Genomic DNA, 19035 nt, shown 5'->3' on the forward strand with positions numbered 1-19035 from the left:
CGCCGCCTGCGTGGATTTCCCGGCGCCCCGGCGAATTTTCCCGCCTCACACCGTCTATCGTAGTGTCCCGGCTCATCGCCCATAGATATAGTGGGTGCGATTCGCGACCGAGGAGGAATGCGCCATGACCCTGACCCCCGAGCAGCAGGCCGAGATCGACGAGGCCCGGAGCCATAGCCGCCCGACCCTCCGCGCCACGTCCGAGGGCATGGAAAAGCACCTCTATGTCGCGCACGAGGTGCTCGACCACGGGCTTGTCCGCGTCATCGACTACATGGGCGACGACGCCGCCATCACCCAGGCCGCCCGCGTCTCCTACGGGCGCGGCACCAAGGCGGTGTCGAACGACGAGGGGCTGATCCGCTACCTCATGCGGCACTGGCACTCGACCCCGTTCGAGATGTGCGAGGTCAAGTTCCACGTCAAGCTGCCGGTCTTCGTCGCCCGCCAGTGGATCCGCCATCGCACCGCCAACGTGAACGAATATTCCGCCCGCTACTCGATCCTCGACCGCGAGTTCTACATCCCCGCGCCGGAGCATCTGGCGGCGCAGTCCACGGTGAACAACCAGGGACGCGGCGAGCTATTGGAGGGGGAGGAGGCCGCGCGGGTGTTGGACATCCTCCGCGAGGACGCGATGCGGAGCTACGACCATTACGAGGACATGCTTTCGCAGGACGGGCAAAAGGGGCTGGCGAGAGAGCTTGCCCGGATGAACCTGCCCGCGAATGTCTATACCCAGTGGTATTGGAAGGTGGACCTCCACAATCTCTTCCACTTCCTGCGCCTCCGCGCCGACGCCCACGCCCAGTACGAGATCCGCGTCTATGCCGAGACGATGTGCGGCATCGTCAAGGACTGGGTGCCGCTCGCCTACGGGGCGTTCGAGGACTACCGGCTCGGCGGCGCGACGCTCTCGGGCAAGGCGATCGAGGTGTTGAAGCGTCGGCTGGCGGGAGAGGCGGTGACGCAGGAGACGTCGGGGATGAGCAAGGGCGAGTGGCGGGAGTTCGAGGGGGTTTGGGGGTGAGTGCTGGACGTTGATGTCGCAAAACTTTTTTGGGCAATTGTCAGCGCTGGCGGCGGCGGTGCGGTAGTCGCCTACTATGTTTTCAAGCACTTTGGGGAAGCGTGGCTCGATTCCAAGTTCTCCCAAAACCTTGAGATGTTTCGACACTCGAATGCAAAAGACCTTGAGAAGTTACGCGCTGAAATTGATGGAAGCCTTAAGGCGCAGGTCCGACTTCAGGAGAGGCAATTCGAGTCACTGCGAGATATTTGGGATTCCCTCAAAGAAGCACAAACTAAGATTGTTGCTAGCCTTTCCCCGCTGCAGTCATACGCCGACCTGAGAAGGATGGATGACGAGGCGAGAGAAGAGTACATGGATTCTTATGCGCTCCAGGCATGGCAAAAGAAGGAAGTCCTCGGATCTACAAATATTCAGGATTCCTTTACGGCAATGGTTGATCGATTGCGATTGAGTGAAGCCGTCTCGGCGTTTACGAAATTTGATGGCTTGGTTCGTCGCAACGAGCTTTTCTTCCCCGAAGAAATCTACTCGAAACTGCGCGAGGTTGCGGATGCAATGCACAGTGCCCTAGTCGATAAGGATATTGCGCTTGAATCGAAAGATCATAAGCTGTCTCGAACCGCTTGGCAGACTTACGATAAAGAATGCAGCCCTAGGGTCTCTGGCTTTACGGGTATAGCGAGAAAGCTCCTCGGTTCCTTGTAAGCACTAGGAATTCTTTGGCTCATATTTTCTAACCCTAGCCACCCACTCCCGCCCGGTTCGCCCGCGAACCGGGCAGCGCCCGACCCGCCCCCAGGGCGGGCGCTTCACGCCCACCCTCGGGCCGGGCGCTGCCCTCTGTGGTGATGACCACGGGCCGGGCAAGCGCTTCACGCCTCCCGGCCTCCGCTTCGAAGAATCCCCGTTGACCGCCCGCTCGCGGATGCTCAAGAGTGAGGCCGTCACGCGGGCCGGTCCGGCCCTTGAATCGGGGAGTGACAGGGATTCCAGACGCTTCCGGGTTGATGTTCGGGCTCCTCATCCTCGCGGCGGCCATGGTCGCCGGCTGCGAGGAGATCGTCTACGGCGTGCAGGACAATCCGGAGGTCGTCCGGATGCTCGGCCAGCGCGAAGTGACGATAATGGAGCAGAAGTTCTGACCCGTGCCCCAAAGGGCAGGCGCGGAGGGCGACCCCACTCGTCCCCCGCGCCCTGTAGCTGCCGCTCAACTCACTCCGCCGCGAGCTGGCCCTCGGGTCGGCGCTCGATCATGTCGAGCGAGATCACGTAGGCCTCGGTGCCCACCCGCGCCGCGATGGCGCCGATGGAGGGCGCCCGGTCGAACAGGAGGTCCTCCACCGTCTTGCCGTCGCGGGTCACGTGGACGACGAAAATGTGCGTCTCGGGTTTCCGCGTGGCCTCCGGCGCCTGATGCCGTTGCCGCACCCGACCGATGAAATCGCTGGTTCCGCCTTCGACCGACATCACGACCACTCCGACTCTTGCCACGTTCACCCGGGCTCGACTCTGCGCCGCCGCGGGGAATGTGGCAAGTTTGTGGCCGGTTTCGCGCCGAATCGCGGCGCCGGCCCGGTCGGATCGGGAACAGAGGCACGTCCGCGCGCCGATCGTTGCCTCCCTTGGGCACAATGCGGGCGAATCCCGAACGCCCCGGACCTGCCGCGATCACTCCGCCGCGAGGGCCAGCCGGATCCGCTCCCGGAGCGGCCGGCGCCGCATGCCGATCGAGACGATGAACGCCTCCGGCCCCACCCGGTCGAGAATCTGGGCGATGGTCGGTGTGTGGTCGAACAGTTCTTCCCGCGTCGTCTTGCCGTCCATTGTGACAATGACGCAGCAGCGGGAGATGTTCGCCAGTGCCCGGCGCCGTCCGTTTCGCGCCCGTTCCGTCAATCGCCGGCCTGTCTCGCTCGACAGCCGGTCGATCAGTTCGTCAGTTACAGTCATATGCCCCCCTTGCACGGCCCCGTGAGGGCAGGACCGCGCGGCCTTGTCTGTGATTGGGAAAATTCCGTGAGACGGATACTCGCATGTAGCTGCATTCTTGCTAAAACGCCTGCCTGGCAGGGTCAAGCGGACCTCCGGCCCGTGTCGGCGCGAGGGTCGGAAACCCGCCGATATCGACGGATTTCCGCCGACGGAATCGGCCTGCGTGCCGGCTCTTGGCGGTTTCCCGCTGATCGGTTGCCTGCCGGGCCGCGCTGTGCTGTATGAACGCCAACCGCCGGCCAACCCGAAGGGACCCCCGATGATCCTCTACGGTCTTCCGACCTGTGATTCTTGCCGCGCCGCGCTGAAGGCGATCCGGGCCGCCGGGCGGGAGGTCGCGTTTCGCGACATCCGCGCCGAGCCCTTGAGCGCGGAGGAGTGGCTGGCGCTCATCGCCGTCTTCGGTGACCGGCTGGTCAACCGCGCCTCGACGACATGGCGGGGGCTTTCGGAGGAGGCGCGCGCCGGCTCTGCGGCCGATCTTCTCATGCAGTACCCCGCCCTGATGAAGCGCCCGGTCATCCGCGATGACGGCCACTTCCATCTCGGCTGGAAGTCCGACGTCCAAGACCTTGTCTTGAAATAGAAAACGGCCCGCGCGGTGGCGGGCCGTCCCGTGCCGGAGTGGCGGCAATCAGAGCAGTTTCAGATCGCCCGCAGAGGAGCGGCCGTCGCGGCCCGACTGCATCTCGTAGGACACTTTCTGATTGTCGGCGAGGGTCTTCAAGCCCGCACGCTCGACCGCAGAGATGTGCACGAACACATCATTCCCGCCATCGTCAGGGGCGATGAAGCCGAAGCCCTTCGTCGTATTGAACCATTTCACGGTGCCAGTGGCCATCCCGTCTAACTCCCTTGTTTGGACTCCCCAAGCTCGATTGCCCGGGGCCGTGCAGCCAGGTCTTTCGTGTCTTCCGGCTGCCCCATAACGAGGGAGCGGTAGGAAAGTCTGCGTTCACGCGAGTGAAATGATGAGCTATTTGTGGCAAAAATCAAGATTTTTGCGGAAAACGATTTTTCAGCTTCGATCGCGGGCAAGAAGCCGGTCGAGCGACAAGGGACCGGCCCCGGTCAGAACCAGCGTCGCGAGGAGGAAGACCCAGAGGGCCCGCTGATCGAGGATCAGCGATCCCGAACCGGCATCGAACCAGCGGCCGAGATCGTCGCCCATGACGCCATGCCCGAGGATGTCGGTCGCGCTCTGCACGAGGACGAAACCGATCATGCCGAGCGCCGCGAGGCGGGTGAGAAGGCCGACGAGGATCAGCAGCGGCAGGAGAAGCTCGGCCCAGGTGCCAGCGACGACCACGGCCCAGTGGAAGAGGCTGAGTTGGGACACGTCATAGCCGGCCGCCTCGACGGCCTTGGGGAAGATCTGGATATAGGCCCCGTCGGACGGCCGAAAGATGCCGAACAGGCCGTCGCCGATCTTCGTGCGGGCAGAATTCCAGAAGTAAATCAAGAGCACGGCGGCATAGGTCGCGCGGCCGAGGGTCGGGATGGCGGCGGGCGCATGACGCGAGAGCGCGCCGCTGAGGCGGTCGTAAAGGGCGATCACGGCGGTCAATCTCCGGTCTTGATGGCGACGATGGCGCGGGCGCCGATCAGCAGGCCAAGCGTGGCGGTAAGGTCGAACTCGCCGGCCGCATCGAGGGCCGAGCCGACAGTCTCACCGGCCATCAGGGCCTCGACAAAGGGTGCGGCGCCGTCGGGAAGGCGTATCGGATCGGGATCGTAATCGGGCCGGACGATCAGGACGTCCTCCGGTACGGTGGTTTTCGGTGCCGCGCCGCCCCGAGCATTCGCCTGCCAGATCGCGTGGATCGGCCAGCGGGAGCGGACAAGACGCAGCGCCGGGGCAAGCGTGAGTCGCGCGGCCACGAACGCATCGGGCGCGAGGGCCTGCAACGCCTCGGCGGCGACAGGCTCCGCATCGGCCGCGTGATAGGACTGCCGCAGCGCCAGTTCGAGGCGGGCGATGTCGGGCAGGTAGCCAAGATGCGCGACGGGCGGAAAGGCGGCAAGGAAGGCAGGCATCCGGTCGCCGTAGAACATCAGGAGCGGCGAAGCCGGAGGATGCGCGCGCAGGAAGTCGCGGGCCATCGCGCTGAAGAACGCGTCTCCGACGAGGGCGCGGACCACCGGGAAGGCCTGCCGCAGCGCTTCGGTCAAGGAGGCGGTGACGTTGTTGCGGTAGACGTCGAACCGGCGGCCGGCGGGGCGGCCCTGCGGATCGATCAGCCCGGCCGGGGCGGGGCGGTCGGGGTCCAGCAGGGCCGCGCGGAACTCGGACTGGCTCATGACAGGACCGCGTCGAGGATCTTGGCGGCGCGGGCCGCTTCCCCGGCGAGGACCGGCCAGTCGGGCACGTCGTTGTCCCACTCGATCAGCGTCGGCTTCGCGCCACCGACACGGATCGTGCGGGCGTATAGTTGCCAGACCGGATCGACGACCTCGGAGCCGTGGGCGTCGATGAGAAGGGGCGCTCCGCTATCGTCGTGGTCCTCGTCATGGCCACCGAGATGGATCTCGCCCACGAGGCGGTGCGGGAAGCGGTCGATATAGGCGTCGGGATCGGTTTGCCGGTTGGTCGAGGACACATAGACGTTGTTCACGTCGAGCAGGAGCCCGCAGCCGGTGCGCCGGGCGATCTCGGTCAGGAAATCGATCTCGTCCATCTCGGTCTCGGCGAAGTCGAGGTAGACCGAGGGGTTTTCGAGAAGCATGCGGCGCCCGATGCAGGTCTGCACCTCGTCGATATGCTCGGCCACGCGGGCAAGCGTCGCGGCGGTATAGGGCAGGGGCAGGAGATCGTTCAGGAACGCGCTGTCGTGTGTCGACCAGGCGAGATGTTCGGAAAAACTTGCCGGCTGGAGCCAGCCGCAGAGCTGCTTCAGGCGGGAAAGGTGGTCGGGATCGAGCCGTCCTTCGCCACCGATCGAGAGGCCCACGCCGTGAACCGAGATCGGAAAGCGCTCGGCAAGGTGCCGTAACTGGGCCAAAGGCCGCCCGCCGTCGCCCATGTAGTTTTCTGCATGGATTTCGAGCCATTGGACCGGCTCAGCACCCTCAAGAATGTTCGAAAAATGCTGGGGCTTGTAGCCCACGCCGGGGCGTGCCGGCAGTTCGGATCGGGTGGTTCGGTCCAGCATCTTGTCCCCCGTCGTCGCGGTGGACCTTCCCGGAGCCGGGCCGGGAAGGCCAATTCGGTGTCAGCCCTGCGGCAGGTCGCGGTCGAGCGCTTCGAGCGAGCCCATGCGGCCATCCGGCAGGTCCATCGTGGTGCAGGTGCCGGCCGGGACGAGCTTCCAGGAATTGCCCTGATAGTCGACTTTCGAGGTGCCGGCGCAGGTCGTGCCGGGGCCCGCGGCGCAGTCGTTTTGACCGGCCATCGCCACGCCGAAGCACTTCTCCTTGGCTTCCTGGGCCGAGGCGGGGGCGGCGAAATGGGCGGAAAGGGCAGCAGCGAGCGAGCCGGCGACTGCGAGGGTCTTCATGGAGTGAGACATCGGTTGATCCCTTGTTAAAGTTCGAGCGTCGGTTGGTTCGACAGGCAAACCCTAGCGAACGCGCAGCCTCACAGGCCACTCACGAAGGTGTGGCCCACGGTCGCGTGAACGCCTGTAACGGGAAAGATTGCCTGCGTGGGTCGCAAGCGCAAGAGGGTGCCGCGTTGCGGCGGCACCCCAAGCGCTTGATATGGAAGCGCTACCGGAGGTCCGGCGGGGTCGCTTCTTCGGCGAATGCTGCGACTGCGTCAGAAAGCGCCATTGTGTCGGTTCGGGTTTCGCCGAGGCGGCGAACTGAAACAGTCCGCTCGGCGACCTCCTTCATCCCGATGGCGAGGATCACGGGAACTTTTCCGACCGAATGTTCGCGGACCTTGTAGTTGATCTTTTCGTTCCGCGTGTCGGCCTCGGCCCGGAGCCCCGCATCGCGCAGCTTCGCCACCGTCTCGTGCACATAGTCGTCGGCATCCGAGACGATGGAGGCGACGACGACCTGCCGGGGGGCGAGCCAGAACGGCAGCTTGCCGGCGTAATTCTCGATGAGAATCCCGAGGAAGCGCTCGAAGCTCCCGAGGATCGCGCGGTGGAGCATGACCGGGCGGTGCTTGGCGCCGTCCTCGCCCACATATTCCGCGCCGAGGCGGACGGGCAGGTTGAAGTCGGCCTGGAAGGTGCCGCACTGCCATTCCCGGCCGATGGCGTCGGTCAGCTTGAAGTCGAGCTTCGGCCCGTAGAAGGCGCCTTCGCCGGGATCGACCTCGTAATCGTTCGTCACCTTGCGGACGGCGTTTTCGAGCGCGGACTCGGCCTTGTCCCAGATCTCGTCCGACCCCACGCGCACGTCGGGGCGGGTGGAGAGCTTGACGTCGAACTTGGTGAAGCCGAGGTCGTGGTAGATCGACGAAAGAAGCCCGATGAAGCCCGCGCATTCGGCCTCGATCTGGTCCTCGGTGCAGAAGATATGTGCGTCGTCCTGCACGAAGCCGCGCACGCGCATCAGGCCGTGCATGGAACCCGAGGATTCGTAGCGGTGGCAGGAGCCGAATTCGGCCAGCCTGAGCGGCAGGTCGCGGTAGGACTTGAGGCCCTGATTGTAGACCTGTACGTGGCAGGGGCAGTTCATCGGTTTCAGCGCGTTGATGCGCTTTTCCTTGGCATGCTCCTCCTCGACCTCGACGATGAACATGTTCTCGCGGTAAGCTTCCCAGTGGCCGGAGCGTTCCCAGAGGACGCGGTCGACGACCTGCGGGGTCTTGATTTCCTTGTAGCCGGCGCGGCGCAGCCTCCGGCGCATGTAATCTTCGAGCGTGCGGTAGATCGTCCAGCCGTTCGGATGCCAGAAGACCATGCCGGGGGCTTCTTCCTGAAGATGGAAAAGCTCCATTTCCTTGCCAAGCTTGCGGTGGTCGCGCTTCGCGGCTTCTTCCAGCATGGTCAGGTGCGCCCTCAGATCCTCGCGGTTCTTGAAGGCGACGCCGTAGATGCGCTGGAGCTGCTTTTTGGTGTGGTCGCCGCGCCAGTAGGCGCCGGCGACGGACATCAGCTTGAACGCGTCGGCGGGGAGCTGGCCGGTATGCTGGAGGTGCGGACCCCGGCAGAGGTCCTGCCAGTGGCCGTGCCAGTACATGCGCAGCGGTTCGTCGCCGGGGATCGCCTCGATCAGTTCGACCTTGAAGGGCTCGTTCTTGGCGACGTAATGGGCGATGGCGCGCGAACGGTCCCAGACCTCGGTCTTCACCGGGTCGCGTTCGTTGATGATCGCCTTCATCTCCTTCTCGATCGCCCCGAGGTCTTCGGGCGTGAAGGGCTCATCGCGGTCGAAGTCGTAATACCAGCCGTTCTCGATCACCGGGCCGATGGTGACCTTCACCTCGGGCCAGAGCTTCTGCACGGCGCGGGCCATCACATGGGCGAAGTCGTGGCGGATAAGTTCGAGCGCCTGGGCGTCGTCCTTCATCGTGTGGATGGCAATGGTGGCGTCATGCTCGATCGGCCATTGCAGGTCCCAGTGCCGGCCGTCGACGGAGGCCGAGATGGCGGCCTTTCCGAGCGAGGGCGCGATCGCGGCGGCCACCTCGGCGGCGGTCACGCCCCTGGCGAAGTCGCGGCTGTTGCCATCGGGGAATGTGAGGGAAATCTGGGCCATATCGGCTCTCCTCGTCGGTTTGGCGCCTACGGGTGCGCCCGGTTGCGGGTTGTCCGCGCGGTATCGGGGATCGGCGCGGCGAAGTCAATCGCGCTGCCGGGGGTTCCACCCCCGGACCCCCGGAGATATTTGTGGCAAGATGAAGCAGGGGACTGGCATGAGCGCATTTCTGACGACGCCGGAAGGACGGCGGATCGCCTATGACAAGACGGAAGGCAAGGGGCCGGGCGTGGTGTTCCTGGGCGGGTTCCGCTCGGACAAGGAGGGGACGAAGGCGCTGGCATTGGAGGAGTGGTCGCGGGCCGAGGGGCGCGCGTTCCTCAGGTTCGACTATTCGGGACACGGGGCTTCGGGGGGCGAATTCCTCGACGGCGCGATCGGCGACTGGTTCGAGGACGCGCGGGCCGCGATCATGGCGCTGACCGAGGGGCCACAGGTTCTGGTCGGCTCGTCGATGGGGGGCTGGATCGCGCTACTGATGGCGCGGGCGCATCCCGAGAAGGTGGCGGGGCTCGTCACCATCGCGGCCGCGCCGGATTTCACCGAGGACGGAATGTGGGCGGAGTTTTCGGCAGGTCAGCGCCGCGCGCTGATCGAGGAGGGGCAGGTGGCCCTGCCGTCGGATTATTCGGACGAGCCCTACATCATCACCCGCCGCCTGATCGAGGAGGGGCGGGACCGGCTGGTGCTGCGCGCCGCACTCCCGCTGCCGATGCCGGTGCGGATGTTACAGGGAACGGCCGATACGGATGTACCGCTTTCCGTCGCGGTGCGGCTGATCGAGCATGCGACGGGTCCGGATATCCGGCTGACAATGGTCAAGGGCGCCGACCACCGGTTCTCGACCCCGGATTGCCTGAAGCTGATCGCGCTTTCGGTGCTGAAAGTGGTGCAGCGGATCGAGGCGGCCGCCGGATAGGGCCGCGCCGGTCCTCGGTCAAGCCCGGGTCAGACCGCGCGGATCCGGGTCTTGGCGCCGCTGCGCTTCGGGCTGGCGCCGCCGGCATTCTGGTCGATGAAGTCGAGCACGAGCGGCCGGATGTTCTTGCGCCAGGACTTGCCGGCGAAGATGCCGTAATGGCCGGCGCCGGGTTCCAGATGGCTCGCCTTCTTCTCCTCCGGCAGCCCGGTGCAGAGGGCAAGGGCCGCAAGGCACTGGCCGGGGGCGGAGATATCGTCCTCCGTTCCCTCGACGGTCTTGACCGCGACGTCGGTGATCTTGCCGATATCGACGCGCTTGCCTGCGACCTCGAAGGTGTTCGTCGCGATCTCGCGCTTCTTGAAGACGCGCTCGACGGTCGACAGGTAGAATTCGGCGGTCATGTCCATGACCGAGAGGTATTCGTCGTAGAACCGGTTATGGGCGTCGCGTTCCCCGTCCTCGCCTTTCGAGGCGGCAAGGATCTTGTCGCTGAACGCCTTGCTGTGCCGGTCGAGGTTCATCGAGATGAAGGAGGCAAGCTGGAGAAGGCCCGGATAGACGAGCCGCCCGGCGCCGGCATATTTGAAGCCGACGCGCTGGATCGCGAGGTGTTCGAGCTGGCCCATCGTCAGGCGGCGGCCGAAATCGGTGACTTCGGTCGGGGCCGCGTCGGGGTCGATCGGGCCGCCGATCAGCGTGAGCGTGCGCGGCTGGGCGTCGGGATCTTCCTCGGCCAGGTAGGCGGTGGCGGCGAGAGTCAGCGGCGCCGGCTGGCAGACCGCGACGACGTTTGTCTGGGGGCCGAGATGGCGCATGAAGTCGACGAGGTAGAGCGTGTAGTCCTCGACGTCGAACTTGCCGGCGCTGACCGGGATGTCGCGGGCATTGTGCCAGTCGGTCACATAGACGTCGCAGTCGGGCAGGAGGCTGATCACCGTCGAGCGAACAAGGGTGGAATAGTGCCCCGACATCGGCGCCACGAGGAGCACGCGGCGGGCCATCGGTTCCCGGCCCATGACATTGAAGTGGATCAGGTCGCCGAAGGGGCGCGCGACCACGGTTTCGATATTGACGAGATGATCGCGGTCGTCTGAGCCGACAATGGTGCGGATGCCCCAGTCGGGTTTGATCACCATCCGCGCGAAGCTGCGTTCGGTGATCCGGCCCCAGGCCGACATGACCTTGAACATCGGATGCGGCACCAGCCCGAAGACCGGATAAGAGGCGAATGCACGGGCCGATGCCCCCAGCCATTCGTTGGTGTTGCGCATGCTCTCCATGAAGTCGTAGGTAGCCATGGTCTTCATCGCGTATCCTAACCTCTTATCTCATGGCCGCAGATCGAGCCTTTGCACGGGAAGCATGCACCGGTATGCTGGCAATGCTGCACTGCAGTAAGATAGGGGGGAATACAAAAGATGACAACAAGACTTACGGATAGCCCCGAAAATCCGGCCGAGACTGCGGCAAATCTGACGAAGCTTAACGCGAACATCGAGAAAATCGAAACATTGACGCAGCGGCTGATCCAGGCGCTGGCGCAAAAGCGCGCGCCGAATCCGGCGGTCGAAGCGCCGGGCCACGGTCTTTTCGCGCATGCCGTGACCGCCTACTGGAAGGAGGCGTTGGAAAACCCCGGCAAGCTGATCGAGCAGCAGGCGGCGCTCTGGGGCAAGACGCTCAAGCACTATCTCGACGCGCAGCAGGCGCTGGCGTCGGGCAAGTTCACGGCGCCCGAGGACACGACGCCGACGGACCGGCGTTTTTCAAATCCGCTGTGGAAGACCCACCCCTACTTCAATTTCGTCAAGCAGCAGTATTTCCGCAACGTCGCGGCGATGGAGCAGGCGCTTCAGAACATCGACGATCTCGAACCGCATGAGCGCAAGCGGGTGGAGCATTTTGCGCGCCAGATCCTCGACATGATGGCGCCGACGAATTTCCTCGGCACGAACCCGGACGCGCTGGAGAAAGCGGTCGAGACGGAGGGCGAGAGCCTGGTCAAGGGGCTCGAAAACCTCGTGCGCGACATCGAGGGGAACCGTGGCGATCTGCTGGTCAGGCTGGCGGATCCGGAGGCGTTCAGGCTCGGCGACAATATTGGCGCCACCGAAGGCGGGGTCGTCTATCGCAACCGGTTGATCGAGCTCATCCAGTACGCGCCGACGACCGAGAAGGTCCATGCGACGCCCATCGTCATCTTCCCGCCCTGGATCAACAAGTTCTACATTCTCGACCTCAAGCCCGCGAACAGCCTGATCAAGTGGATCGTCGACCAGGGCTATACGCTCTTTGTGGTCAGCTGGAAGAATCCCGATCCGGGCTATGCCGATGTCGGGCTCGACCAGTATGTCGAGGAAGGCTTCATCACCGCGGTCAACGAAGTCAAGGCGATCACCGGCGAAGAGAAGGTCAACGCCGTCGGCTACTGCATTGCAGGAACGACGCTGACGATGGCGCAGGCGGTCCTGAACAAGCGCGGCGACAAGTCGGTGAACTCCTCCACCTTCTTCACCACGCTCACGGATTTCTCCGATCCGGGCGAGGTTTCCGTCTTCCTCGACGACGACTTCATCGACGGGATCGAGGCGCAGGTGACGAAGGACGGCTATCTTGACAAGTATTTCATGGCGCGGACATTCTCTTTCCTGCGCTCGAACGACCTCGTCTACGCGCCCGCGATCCGCAACTACATGATGGGCGAAGCGCCGCCGGCCTTCGACCTTCTCTACTGGAACGGCGACGGCACGAACCTGCCGGCGCGGATGGCCGTCGAATACCTGCGCTGGATTTGCCAGGACAACCAGCTCGCCGATGGCAAGATCAGGATCTGCGGCGAGACGATCGGGCTTGACGACATCAAGGTGCCGGTGTTCGCGGTCGCCTGCGAGACCGATCACATCGCGCCGTGGAAGGGGGCGTTCAACGGGTTCCGCAACTACGGTTCCAGGGACAAGACCTTCGTCGTCTCGCAGTCGGGGCACATCGCCGGGATCGTCAACCCGCCCGGCAAGGACAAGTACGGCCATTACACGAACGACGCCGAGATGGGTGAGGCGGACGACTGGTTCGCATCCGCCACGTTCCACAAGGGAAGCTGGTGGCCGCGTTGGGAATCATGGCTGAACGCCCGCTCGGGGAAAAAAGTCGCGGCGCGTGCGCTTGGCAACAAGGCCCATCCGGTTCTCGCCCCGGCGCCGGGAACCTATGTCACTGAAATTCCCGAGATCTGAGCGATACGGCTTCCCGTACGTAACTTTTTTGCTGCGGCGCAGCATTCGCACTTGAAATGCTGCGCCGCAGCATGTATGTACTGTCTCAGTTGAACACCGGGGCGGCCGCCGCCCGAACCAGGAGAGACAGACATGCAAAAGGCCCAGGACTTCACCAAAGTCGTGCAGGACATGACCGCCAACTTCCCCTTCGACGCGAAAGCGCTGCAGGACACCTTCAAGAGCTCGGCCGTCTTCAGCGAGAAGATGACGAAAGTCGCTCTCGAAGCCGCCGAGAAGTCGAACGAGATTTCCTCGAAGTGGACCAAGGACACCATCGCCAAGGTCGGCACGCTCGCCAAAGTCAAGGATGAGCCGACCGACTATTCCAAAGCGCTGAGCGACTTCGCTTCGGCCGCTGCCGAGATGGCCGCCGAGAACCTCGCCGCTTTCGCCGAAGTCGCGAAGAAAGCCCAGATGGAAACGGTCGAGCTGATGCTCGCCGCCGGCAAGGACATCTCGGAAGACGCGACCGCTGCCGTCAAGAAGGCCCAGGCCGAAGTGACGTCGGCTGCGAAGAAAGCCGCTGCCGCGGTCAAGTGATCTAAGCCAGCCTTACTCCTCCCTGTAGGCTAGGCCAATCTGGCGGGCACTTCGTGCCCGCCTTTCTTTTTGTTGTCTTTTCTGTGCCGAGGCTTAATGTCGCTGCGATGCCGAAAGACTGCCCGGGGAGAAAGTCATGGCCGAAGATGCCAAGCCGCTTCTGATCAAGCGTTATGCGAGCCGCCGCCTCTACAATACCGAGACGAGCGATTACGTGACGCTCGAAGACATCGCGGCCTTCATCCGGGACGGGCGCGAGGTGCAGATCGTCGATCTGAAGTCGGGCGACGACCTGACCCGGCAATATCTTCTGCAAATCATCGCCGAACATGAAAGCCGGGGCGAAAGCGTCCTGCCGGTGGATGTGCTGACCGATCTCGTGCGCAGCTACACGACAAGCGCGCAAAGCGTGGTCCCGCAGTTCCTGGCCGCCTCGTTCGAGATGCTGCGCGAGGGGCAGTCGAAGATGATGGAGAATCTCACCACTTTTCCGAACCCGATGGCATCGATGCCGGGCTTCGAAGCGATGCAGCGTCAGCAGCAAGCCTTCCTGAAGTCAATCATGGGCGGCTTCCCCGGATCGTCCGGCCCCGCGCGCGAAGATGACGACGAGGATGCGCCGAAGGCGAAAGCCAAGGCGAATTCCGACGACGACATCGCGGCGATCAAGAAGCAGCTCGCCGATCTCCAGTCGAAACTGTCCAAACTCTGAAGCCTTAGGCGGCCTTGACCTGCGCCGCCGCATCGAGGAGCGCGGTGACGATCACGTCGAGCTCCTCCCTGACGAGCCGCGCCGGCAGGCGCAGGTCGCAGGCGCGCATCAGCATCGCACGGGTCTTCGGAAGGTCAGGCTGCGGACCGAGGAACTGCCAGTTCCAGAAGGCGCGGGCATTGTCGCGGCTGAGGCCGAAGACCTGAACCGACACGCCGCGCTCGGCGGCAGCGGCCTGGAAGGCCCGCGCGTCATCATCATCCGCAAAGCCCCGGAGGTTGAACTGGAGCGAATCCGGCGCGCGGGTTTCCTGCGGCAGCGACGGCGGCACCTCCATCCAGGGCGAGGCGTTCAGCAGGCCCGCAGCATAGTCGTGGTTGGTGCGGCCCGAAAGAACGCGCTCGTCGATCAGCGGGATCTGCGGCCGGATCACCGCCGCCGAAAGGTTCTGCATCCGCATGTTGTAAAGCGGCAGCCTGTTCTGCCAGTGATGGAAGCTGTTCTGAAGCCCGGGGTGCTTCTTCCAGTTGTGCTCATACGCGCCCGACATGATCACCGCGCGGGCGGCGAGCTCGGGGTCGTCGGTGACGAACATCCCGCCTTCGCCGGCATTGACGAGCTTGTAGGACTGGAACGAGAAGCAGCCGATCTTGCCGAGCGTGCCGATCTTGCGGCCCGACCAGAGCGTGCCAAGCGAATGGGCGGCGTCCTCGATCACGGGAATGCCGCGTGCATCGCATTCGGCCAGGATCACATCCATGTCGGAGGTGTGGCCGCGCATGTGGCTGATCAGCACCGCCGCCGCCCCGTCGAGCTTGGCGCGGAAATCGTCGAGGTCGATGCGGAACGTGTCCCCGACCTCAACGAGGACCGGTTCGCAATCGGCATGGATCACGGCCGAGGGGACGGCGGCGAAGGTGAAGGCCGGGATCAGGACCTTCGCGCCGCGCGGCAGATCGAGCGCCTTCAACGAAAGGAAAAGCGCCGCCGAGCAGGACGAGACCGCGAGCGCGTAGCGCACGCCCATGTAGTCGGCGAATTCCGCCTCGAGCCGCGCCACCGGCGCGCCTTCGGGCGCGGTGTAGCGGAAGAGGTCACCCGAGGCGAGCAGACGCTCGATCTCGGCCCGGGCGGCTTCGGGGATGGGCTCCGCATCGTAGACGTTGGGCGCGGCCTGCGGCACCGCCCCTTTGGCCAGAGCGTTGGTTGACATCCGGTTCATCCCCATTGATCCGTCTCGCCTTAGACCTAATTCACCTGCTGCAGGGTTTCTAGCCCGGATCTCGTGTCAACGGGATGACAGGCCGGATCGCGCCGCGCGGCGGGTCAGACGTTCAAAAGCAGATGCTCGCGCTCCCACGGGCTGATGACTTGCAGGAATTCCTTGTACTCGTTGCGTTTCACCGCTTCGTAGATATCGCAGAATTCCGGGGTCAGGGCCTCGCGCACCGGGGCGCAGTCGGAGAAAAGATCGAGCGCGTCGCCGAGCGTCGTCGGCAATTCGTCGGCGTTTATGTAGGCGTTGCCCTTGTTCTCCTGGCGCGGCTGCTTCTTCTCGATGAGGCCGAGATAGCCGCAGACCAGCGTCGCGACGATGCCGAGATAGGGGTTGCAGTCCATCCCCGGAAGCCGGTTTTCCAGACGCCGCGCCTTGGGGTCCGAGATCGGAACCCGCAGGCCGGTCGTGCGGTTGTCGCGGCCCCATTCCAGATTGATCGGCGCCGCGAAGTCCGGCACGTAGCGGCGATAGGAGTTCACGTAAGGCGCCATCAGCGCGACGACGGCGGGCAGGTAGTTCTGCATCCCGGCGATGAAATGCATGAATTCCGGCGTTTCCCGTCCCTTCTTGTCCGAGAAGATGTTCTCGCCGGTCTTGATGTCCACCACCGACTGGTGGATGTGCATGGCCGAGCCCGGCTCCCCCTCGATCGGCTTGGCCATGAAGGTGGCGAAGCAGTCGTGGCGGAGCGCCGCCTCGCGGATCAGGCGCTTGAAGAAGAAGACCTCGTCGGCGAGCGTCACCGGGTCTCCGTGGCTCAGGTTCAGTTCCACCTGGCCGGCGCCGCCTTCCTGCACGATGCCGTCGATCTCGAAGCCCTGCGCCTCGGCGAAGTCGTAGATGTCGTCGATGACATGGCCGTATTCGTCGACGGCCGACATCGAATAGGCCTGGTTCGCCATCATCCGGCGGCCCGAGCGGCCGACGGGCGGGATCACTGGCTGGTTGGCGTCGAGGTTGCGGGCAACGATGTAGAATTCCATCTCGGGCGCGACGATCGGGCTCCAGCCCTTTTCGGCGTAAAGCGCCACCATGCGCTTCAGCACGTTTCGCGGCGCCATCGCGACGGGATTGCCGGCCTGATCGTTGACGTCATGGATGACCTGAAGGGCCGGATCCGCGGACCACGGCACCGCCGTCGCGGTGGTAAAATCCGGCACCAGCACCATGTCGGGTTCGGTGAATTCGCTGGCATCGGGCATGTCGGCGTAATCGCCGGTGATGGTCTGCGCGAAGATCGAATTGGGCAGGTGAAAGAACTTCTGCTTGCCGAATTTAGAGGCCGGCATCGCCTTGCCCTTGGCCACGCCAGCAAGGTCGGCGACGAGGCATTCGACCTCGTCCAGCCGGCGGCCTGCGATGTATTCCTGGGCGGCTTCGGGCAGTTTCTGGGTCCAGTCGGACATAAGATCACACTGTTTTTCAGTTACGGGTTTGCTTGAAGAAATCCGCGATCCGGTCGGCGATCGCGACAGAGGAATTGTCAGGCGTGAAGCGGGCGCGGGCGGCGTCCATTGTCGCGCCGGGCACGAGTCCCTTGCCGCGCGTCGTCATCAGGCCTTCGATGAAATCGTTCCCGTATTCGGGATGGGCCTGAACGGTGAAGGCGCGGTCATCGTAGAGAAGGGCGGCATATTCGCAGAAAGGATGGGTGCCGACCGCCTCGGCCATGTCCGGTTTTTCGACGACCTGATCCTGATGCCAGGCGTTCAGCGTCACCGGCTTGCCGCTGAAATCGTAGTCCTGCGGACCGACCGCCCAACCGCCCTTGAACTTCTCGACCTTCCCGCCAAGCGCCTGGGCGATGATCTGGTGGCCAAAGCAGATACCGACCATCGGCACCTTATCGGCATAGGCCTTGCGAATGAACTCTTCGAGCGGCTTGATGAAGGGATGGTCCTCGTAGGCGCCGTGGCGCGAGCCGGTGATGAGCCAGCCGTCGCAGTCATGGACGCTCGCGGGAAACGCCATCGCCTCGACGTGGTAGGTCTTGAACTCCAGTCCGCGCCCGGCAAGCAGCCGGACGAACATATCGGGATAGTCGCCCATCTCGTCCCTGAGGACGTCGGGCGCCTGGCCGGTCTGAAGGATGCCGATGAGCATGAATATCTCGTGGTCCGGTTCGCGTGAAGGTAACGCCCTGCCATTCCCCCGCGCAAGGCAAATGGCAGGAAGCGGTCAGACGGTGTCGAGGTAGACCTCGGTCTTCTCCTCGGGCGACAGTTCTTCCATGTAGTGAAGCTCCTGCCGCTTGGTCATGACATAGTTGCGGATCAGTTCCTTCGGGAAGATCTGGGCGACGATCTCGCTTTTTTCGAAGACGTCGATGGACTCTTTCCAGCTGTCGGGCAGCAAGGGCAGGTCGAGCGCGTAGGCGTTGCCGGTGATCGGCGCCGTCGGGGTCATCTTGCCCTCGATCCCGATCAGCGCCGCGCCAAGAATGGCCGCGAGCATCAGGTAGGGGTTCACGTCGCCCCCCGCGACCCTGTGTTCGATCCGCCGCGCCGCCGGATTGCCTGAGGGGATGCGGATCGCCGAGGTCCGGTTCTCATAGGCCCAGCAGATCTGGTTCGGGGCGTGGGCTTCGGGAATGAGCCGTTCGTAGCTGTTGTCGTGCGGCGCGAAAAGCAGCGTGCAGTCGTGCATCGCGGCAAGGCAGCCCGCGACCGCGTGTCTGAGCATGTCGGACCCGTCCGGCCCACCATTGTCGAAGATGTTGTCCCCGTTCTTGTCGATGATCGAGAAATGGGTGTGTAGCCCGTTGCCGGAATATTCCGGGTAGGGTTTGGCCATGAAGCTGGCGGCGAACCCGTGCCGCCGCGCCATGCCCTTCAGGAGCATCTTGAAAAGCCAGGCATCGTCGGCGGCGCGCAAGGCGTCGTCGCAATGCATCAGGTTGATCTCGAACTGACCAAGGCCGGATTCAGAGATCGCGGTGTCGGCCGGAATGTCCATCGCCTCGCAGGCATCGTAGAGATCGGTGAAGAACGTGTCGAAGGCGTCGAGGGCGCGGATCGACATGATCTCTGCCGCCTTGCGGCGCTTGCCGGAACGGGGCGAGGGCGGGACCTGAAGCGTCTTGCCGCTGTCGTCGATCAGGAAGAATTCCAGCTCCATCGCACAGACCGGCGTCAGCCCATGCTCCTTGTAGCGCGCGATGATGCGGGACAGAGCGTGGCGCGGATCGCCGTCGTAGGGCTTGCCGTTCTCGCGGAACATCCAGAGCGGCAGGAGCGCCGAGGGGCTGTCGAGCCACGGCATCGGCAGGAAGCCGCGCTCGGTCGGCTTCAGGACGCCGTCGACGTCGCCCGAGTCGAAGACGAGCGGGCTGTCCTCGATATCCTCGCCCCAGATGTCGAGGTTCAGGACCGACATCGGGTAGCGGGTTCCGTTTTCAACCACCGCGTTGGCAAAACGCGTCGGCACCCGCTTGCCGCGCGGCTGCCCGTTGAGGTCGGCCGCCGCCACACGGATCGTGCGCACCTCGGGGTGTTTTCTGAGCCAGTTCTTCATCATCTCACCTGGATGGCCGGAGCGCGCATTCCGAAACCGCCATGGGCCGGGACCGCGAAGTCCGCCTGGCAGCGTCGGCCCATGCCCTTGGGCCTTAGCTGTTTATGATCAAAT

At 64.1% G+C, this 19035-nt stretch carries 21 protein-coding genes; 8 read left to right on the forward strand and 13 right to left on the reverse strand.

Annotation, left to right across the window (positions count from 1 at the left end; translation table 11 throughout):
* Positions 1-124 precede the first annotated feature (124 nt).
* From thyX to V5734_RS07475, 3 genes are all read left to right on the forward strand, one after another.
* Positions 125-1030: an FAD-dependent thymidylate synthase gene (gene thyX, locus V5734_RS07465; RefSeq protein WP_347312875.1), complete on the forward strand. Its 906-nt coding sequence runs from the start codon at positions 125-127 to the stop codon at positions 1028-1030.
* On the forward strand, positions 1031-1738 hold the full coding sequence (locus V5734_RS07470) for a hypothetical protein (protein ID WP_347312876.1): 708 nt from the start codon (positions 1031-1033) through the stop codon (positions 1736-1738). It abuts the gene before it with no gap.
* Between the two features lie 272 nt (positions 1739-2010).
* Positions 2011-2175 (forward strand): hypothetical protein, encoded by a 165-nt coding sequence (locus V5734_RS07475; RefSeq protein ID WP_347312877.1) that lies wholly within the window; start codon positions 2011-2013, stop codon positions 2173-2175.
* A gap of 70 nt (positions 2176-2245) precedes the next feature.
* Here V5734_RS07475 and V5734_RS07480 read toward each other — a convergent pair whose 3' ends face one another.
* Both V5734_RS07480 and V5734_RS07485 read right to left on the reverse strand, forming a co-directional pair.
* Positions 2246-2500 carry a hypothetical protein gene (locus tag V5734_RS07480; protein ID WP_347312878.1) on the reverse strand — a complete coding sequence of 85 codons (255 nt, stop codon included), beginning with the start codon at positions 2498-2500 and terminating at the stop codon, positions 2246-2248.
* 201 nt (positions 2501-2701) lie between these two features.
* On the reverse strand, positions 2702-2983 hold the full coding sequence (locus tag V5734_RS07485; protein ID WP_347312879.1) for a hypothetical protein: 282 nt from the start codon (positions 2981-2983) through the stop codon (positions 2702-2704).
* Positions 2984-3284: 301 nt separating this feature from the next.
* On the opposite strand from V5734_RS07485, the gene V5734_RS07490 reads away from it, so the two are divergent.
* On the forward strand, positions 3285-3611 hold the full coding sequence (locus V5734_RS07490; protein ID WP_347312880.1) for an arsenate reductase family protein: 327 nt from the start codon (positions 3285-3287) through the stop codon (positions 3609-3611).
* 48 nt (positions 3612-3659) lie between these two features.
* On the opposite strand, the gene V5734_RS07495 is transcribed toward V5734_RS07490, so the two are convergent.
* From V5734_RS07495 to thrS, 6 genes are all read right to left on the reverse strand, one after another.
* On the reverse strand, positions 3660-3866 hold the full coding sequence (locus V5734_RS07495; protein WP_347312881.1) for a cold-shock protein: 207 nt from the start codon (positions 3864-3866) through the stop codon (positions 3660-3662).
* A gap of 177 nt (positions 3867-4043) precedes the next feature.
* Positions 4044-4592 carry a DoxX family membrane protein gene (locus V5734_RS07500; RefSeq protein WP_347312882.1) on the reverse strand — a complete coding sequence of 183 codons (549 nt, stop codon included), beginning with the start codon at positions 4590-4592 and terminating at the stop codon, positions 4044-4046.
* A complete protein-coding gene (locus V5734_RS07505; RefSeq protein WP_347312883.1) occupies positions 4589-5326 on the reverse strand; it encodes an HvfC/BufC N-terminal domain-containing protein in 738 nt (245 codons plus the stop codon). Before V5734_RS07505 ends, V5734_RS07500 begins: the two co-directional genes overlap by 4 nt.
* Entirely contained in the window at positions 5323-6177 is an 855-nt protein-coding gene (gene bufB, locus V5734_RS07510) for an MNIO family bufferin maturase (RefSeq protein WP_347312884.1), read from the reverse strand. The genes V5734_RS07505 and bufB overlap by 4 nt, the downstream gene beginning before the upstream one ends.
* 60 nt (positions 6178-6237) lie before the next feature.
* Positions 6238-6534, reverse strand: a complete 297-nt coding sequence (locus tag V5734_RS07515) for a BufA1 family periplasmic bufferin-type metallophore (protein ID WP_347312885.1) — start codon at positions 6532-6534, stop codon at positions 6238-6240.
* A gap of 199 nt (positions 6535-6733) precedes the next feature.
* Positions 6734-8680 carry a threonine--tRNA ligase gene (gene thrS / locus V5734_RS07520; RefSeq protein WP_347312886.1) on the reverse strand — a complete coding sequence of 649 codons (1947 nt, stop codon included), beginning with the start codon at positions 8678-8680 and terminating at the stop codon, positions 6734-6736.
* Positions 8681-8837: 157 nt separating this feature from the next.
* On the opposite strand from thrS, the gene V5734_RS07525 reads away from it, so the two are divergent.
* Positions 8838-9599 carry an alpha/beta hydrolase gene (locus tag V5734_RS07525; RefSeq protein ID WP_347312887.1) on the forward strand — a complete coding sequence of 254 codons (762 nt, stop codon included), beginning with the start codon at positions 8838-8840 and terminating at the stop codon, positions 9597-9599.
* Positions 9600-9628: 29 nt separating this feature from the next.
* Here V5734_RS07525 and phaZ read toward each other — a convergent pair whose 3' ends face one another.
* Complete coding sequence (gene phaZ, locus V5734_RS07530; RefSeq protein ID WP_347312888.1) at positions 9629-10909, reverse strand: polyhydroxyalkanoate depolymerase; 1281 nt, start codon at positions 10907-10909, stop codon at positions 9629-9631.
* 111 nt (positions 10910-11020) lie between these two features.
* Between phaZ and V5734_RS07535 the strand changes: the two genes are divergently transcribed.
* From V5734_RS07535 to phaR, 3 genes are all read left to right on the forward strand, one after another.
* Positions 11021-12835 carry a PHA/PHB synthase family protein gene (locus tag V5734_RS07535; RefSeq protein WP_347312889.1) on the forward strand — a complete coding sequence of 605 codons (1815 nt, stop codon included), beginning with the start codon at positions 11021-11023 and terminating at the stop codon, positions 12833-12835.
* 132 nt (positions 12836-12967) lie between these two features.
* Positions 12968-13417, forward strand: a complete 450-nt coding sequence (locus V5734_RS07540; RefSeq protein ID WP_347312890.1) for a phasin family protein — start codon at positions 12968-12970, stop codon at positions 13415-13417.
* A 136-nt stretch (positions 13418-13553) separates the two neighbouring features.
* On the forward strand, positions 13554-14129 hold the full coding sequence (gene phaR, locus V5734_RS07545) for a polyhydroxyalkanoate synthesis repressor PhaR (protein ID WP_347312891.1): 576 nt from the start codon (positions 13554-13556) through the stop codon (positions 14127-14129).
* 4 nt (positions 14130-14133) lie between these two features.
* On the opposite strand, the gene V5734_RS07550 is transcribed toward phaR, so the two are convergent.
* The 4 genes from V5734_RS07550 to V5734_RS07565 all read right to left on the reverse strand — a co-directional run bounded on the left by V5734_RS07550 (position 14134) and on the right by V5734_RS07565 (position 18921).
* Positions 14134-15342 carry a DegT/DnrJ/EryC1/StrS family aminotransferase gene (locus V5734_RS07550; protein ID WP_347312892.1) on the reverse strand — a complete coding sequence of 403 codons (1209 nt, stop codon included), beginning with the start codon at positions 15340-15342 and terminating at the stop codon, positions 14134-14136.
* A gap of 113 nt (positions 15343-15455) precedes the next feature.
* Positions 15456-16814: a glutamine synthetase family protein gene (locus V5734_RS07555; RefSeq protein WP_347312893.1), complete on the reverse strand. Its 1359-nt coding sequence runs from the start codon at positions 16812-16814 to the stop codon at positions 15456-15458.
* 16 nt (positions 16815-16830) lie between these two features.
* Entirely contained in the window at positions 16831-17511 is a 681-nt protein-coding gene (locus V5734_RS07560; RefSeq protein ID WP_347312894.1) for a type 1 glutamine amidotransferase, read from the reverse strand.
* Between the two features lie 75 nt (positions 17512-17586).
* Complete coding sequence (locus V5734_RS07565; RefSeq protein ID WP_347312895.1) at positions 17587-18921, reverse strand: glutamine synthetase family protein; 1335 nt, start codon at positions 18919-18921, stop codon at positions 17587-17589.
* Positions 18922-19035 lie beyond the last annotated feature (114 nt).

The sequence above is a fragment of the Defluviimonas sp. SAOS-178_SWC genome (assembly GCF_039830135.1).
Lineage (GTDB): Bacteria > Pseudomonadota > Alphaproteobacteria > Rhodobacterales > Rhodobacteraceae > Albidovulum.

Bases quoted from the DNA above. Each gene is read 5' to 3' on its own strand.
- V5734_RS07480 (WP_347312878.1), bottom strand. From the start codon at position 2,500: ATGTCGGTCGAAGGCGGAACCAGCGATTTCATCGGTCGGGTGCGGCAA.
- phaR (WP_347312891.1), top strand. From the start codon at position 13,554: ATGGCCGAAGATGCCAAGCCGCTTCTGATCAAGCGTTATGCGAGCCGC.
- V5734_RS07565 (WP_347312895.1), bottom strand. From the start codon at position 18,921: ATGAAGAACTGGCTCAGAAAACACCCCGAGGTGCGCACGATCCGTGTG.
- V5734_RS07550 (WP_347312892.1), bottom strand. From the start codon at position 15,342: ATGTCAACCAACGCTCTGGCCAAAGGGGCGGTGCCGCAGGCCGCGCCC.
- V5734_RS07485 (WP_347312879.1), bottom strand. From the start codon at position 2,983: ATGACTGTAACTGACGAACTGATCGACCGGCTGTCGAGCGAGACAGGC.
- V5734_RS07535 (WP_347312889.1), top strand. From the start codon at position 11,021: ATGACAACAAGACTTACGGATAGCCCCGAAAATCCGGCCGAGACTGCG.
- V5734_RS07560 (WP_347312894.1), bottom strand. From the start codon at position 17,511: ATGCTCATCGGCATCCTTCAGACCGGCCAGGCGCCCGACGTCCTCAGG.
- V5734_RS07540 (WP_347312890.1), top strand. From the start codon at position 12,968: ATGCAAAAGGCCCAGGACTTCACCAAAGTCGTGCAGGACATGACCGCC.
- thrS (WP_347312886.1), bottom strand. From the start codon at position 8,680: ATGGCCCAGATTTCCCTCACATTCCCCGATGGCAACAGCCGCGACTTC.
- V5734_RS07505 (WP_347312883.1), bottom strand. From the start codon at position 5,326: ATGAGCCAGTCCGAGTTCCGCGCGGCCCTGCTGGACCCCGACCGCCCC.
- phaZ (WP_347312888.1), bottom strand. From the start codon at position 10,909: ATGAAGACCATGGCTACCTACGACTTCATGGAGAGCATGCGCAACACC.
- thyX (WP_347312875.1), top strand. From the start codon at position 125: ATGACCCTGACCCCCGAGCAGCAGGCCGAGATCGACGAGGCCCGGAGC.
- V5734_RS07525 (WP_347312887.1), top strand. From the start codon at position 8,838: ATGAGCGCATTTCTGACGACGCCGGAAGGACGGCGGATCGCCTATGAC.
- V5734_RS07495 (WP_347312881.1), bottom strand. From the start codon at position 3,866: ATGGCCACTGGCACCGTGAAATGGTTCAATACGACGAAGGGCTTCGGC.
- V5734_RS07490 (WP_347312880.1), top strand. From the start codon at position 3,285: ATGATCCTCTACGGTCTTCCGACCTGTGATTCTTGCCGCGCCGCGCTG.
- V5734_RS07515 (WP_347312885.1), bottom strand. From the start codon at position 6,534: ATGTCTCACTCCATGAAGACCCTCGCAGTCGCCGGCTCGCTCGCTGCT.
- bufB (WP_347312884.1), bottom strand. From the start codon at position 6,177: ATGCTGGACCGAACCACCCGATCCGAACTGCCGGCACGCCCCGGCGTG.
- V5734_RS07555 (WP_347312893.1), bottom strand. From the start codon at position 16,814: ATGTCCGACTGGACCCAGAAACTGCCCGAAGCCGCCCAGGAATACATC.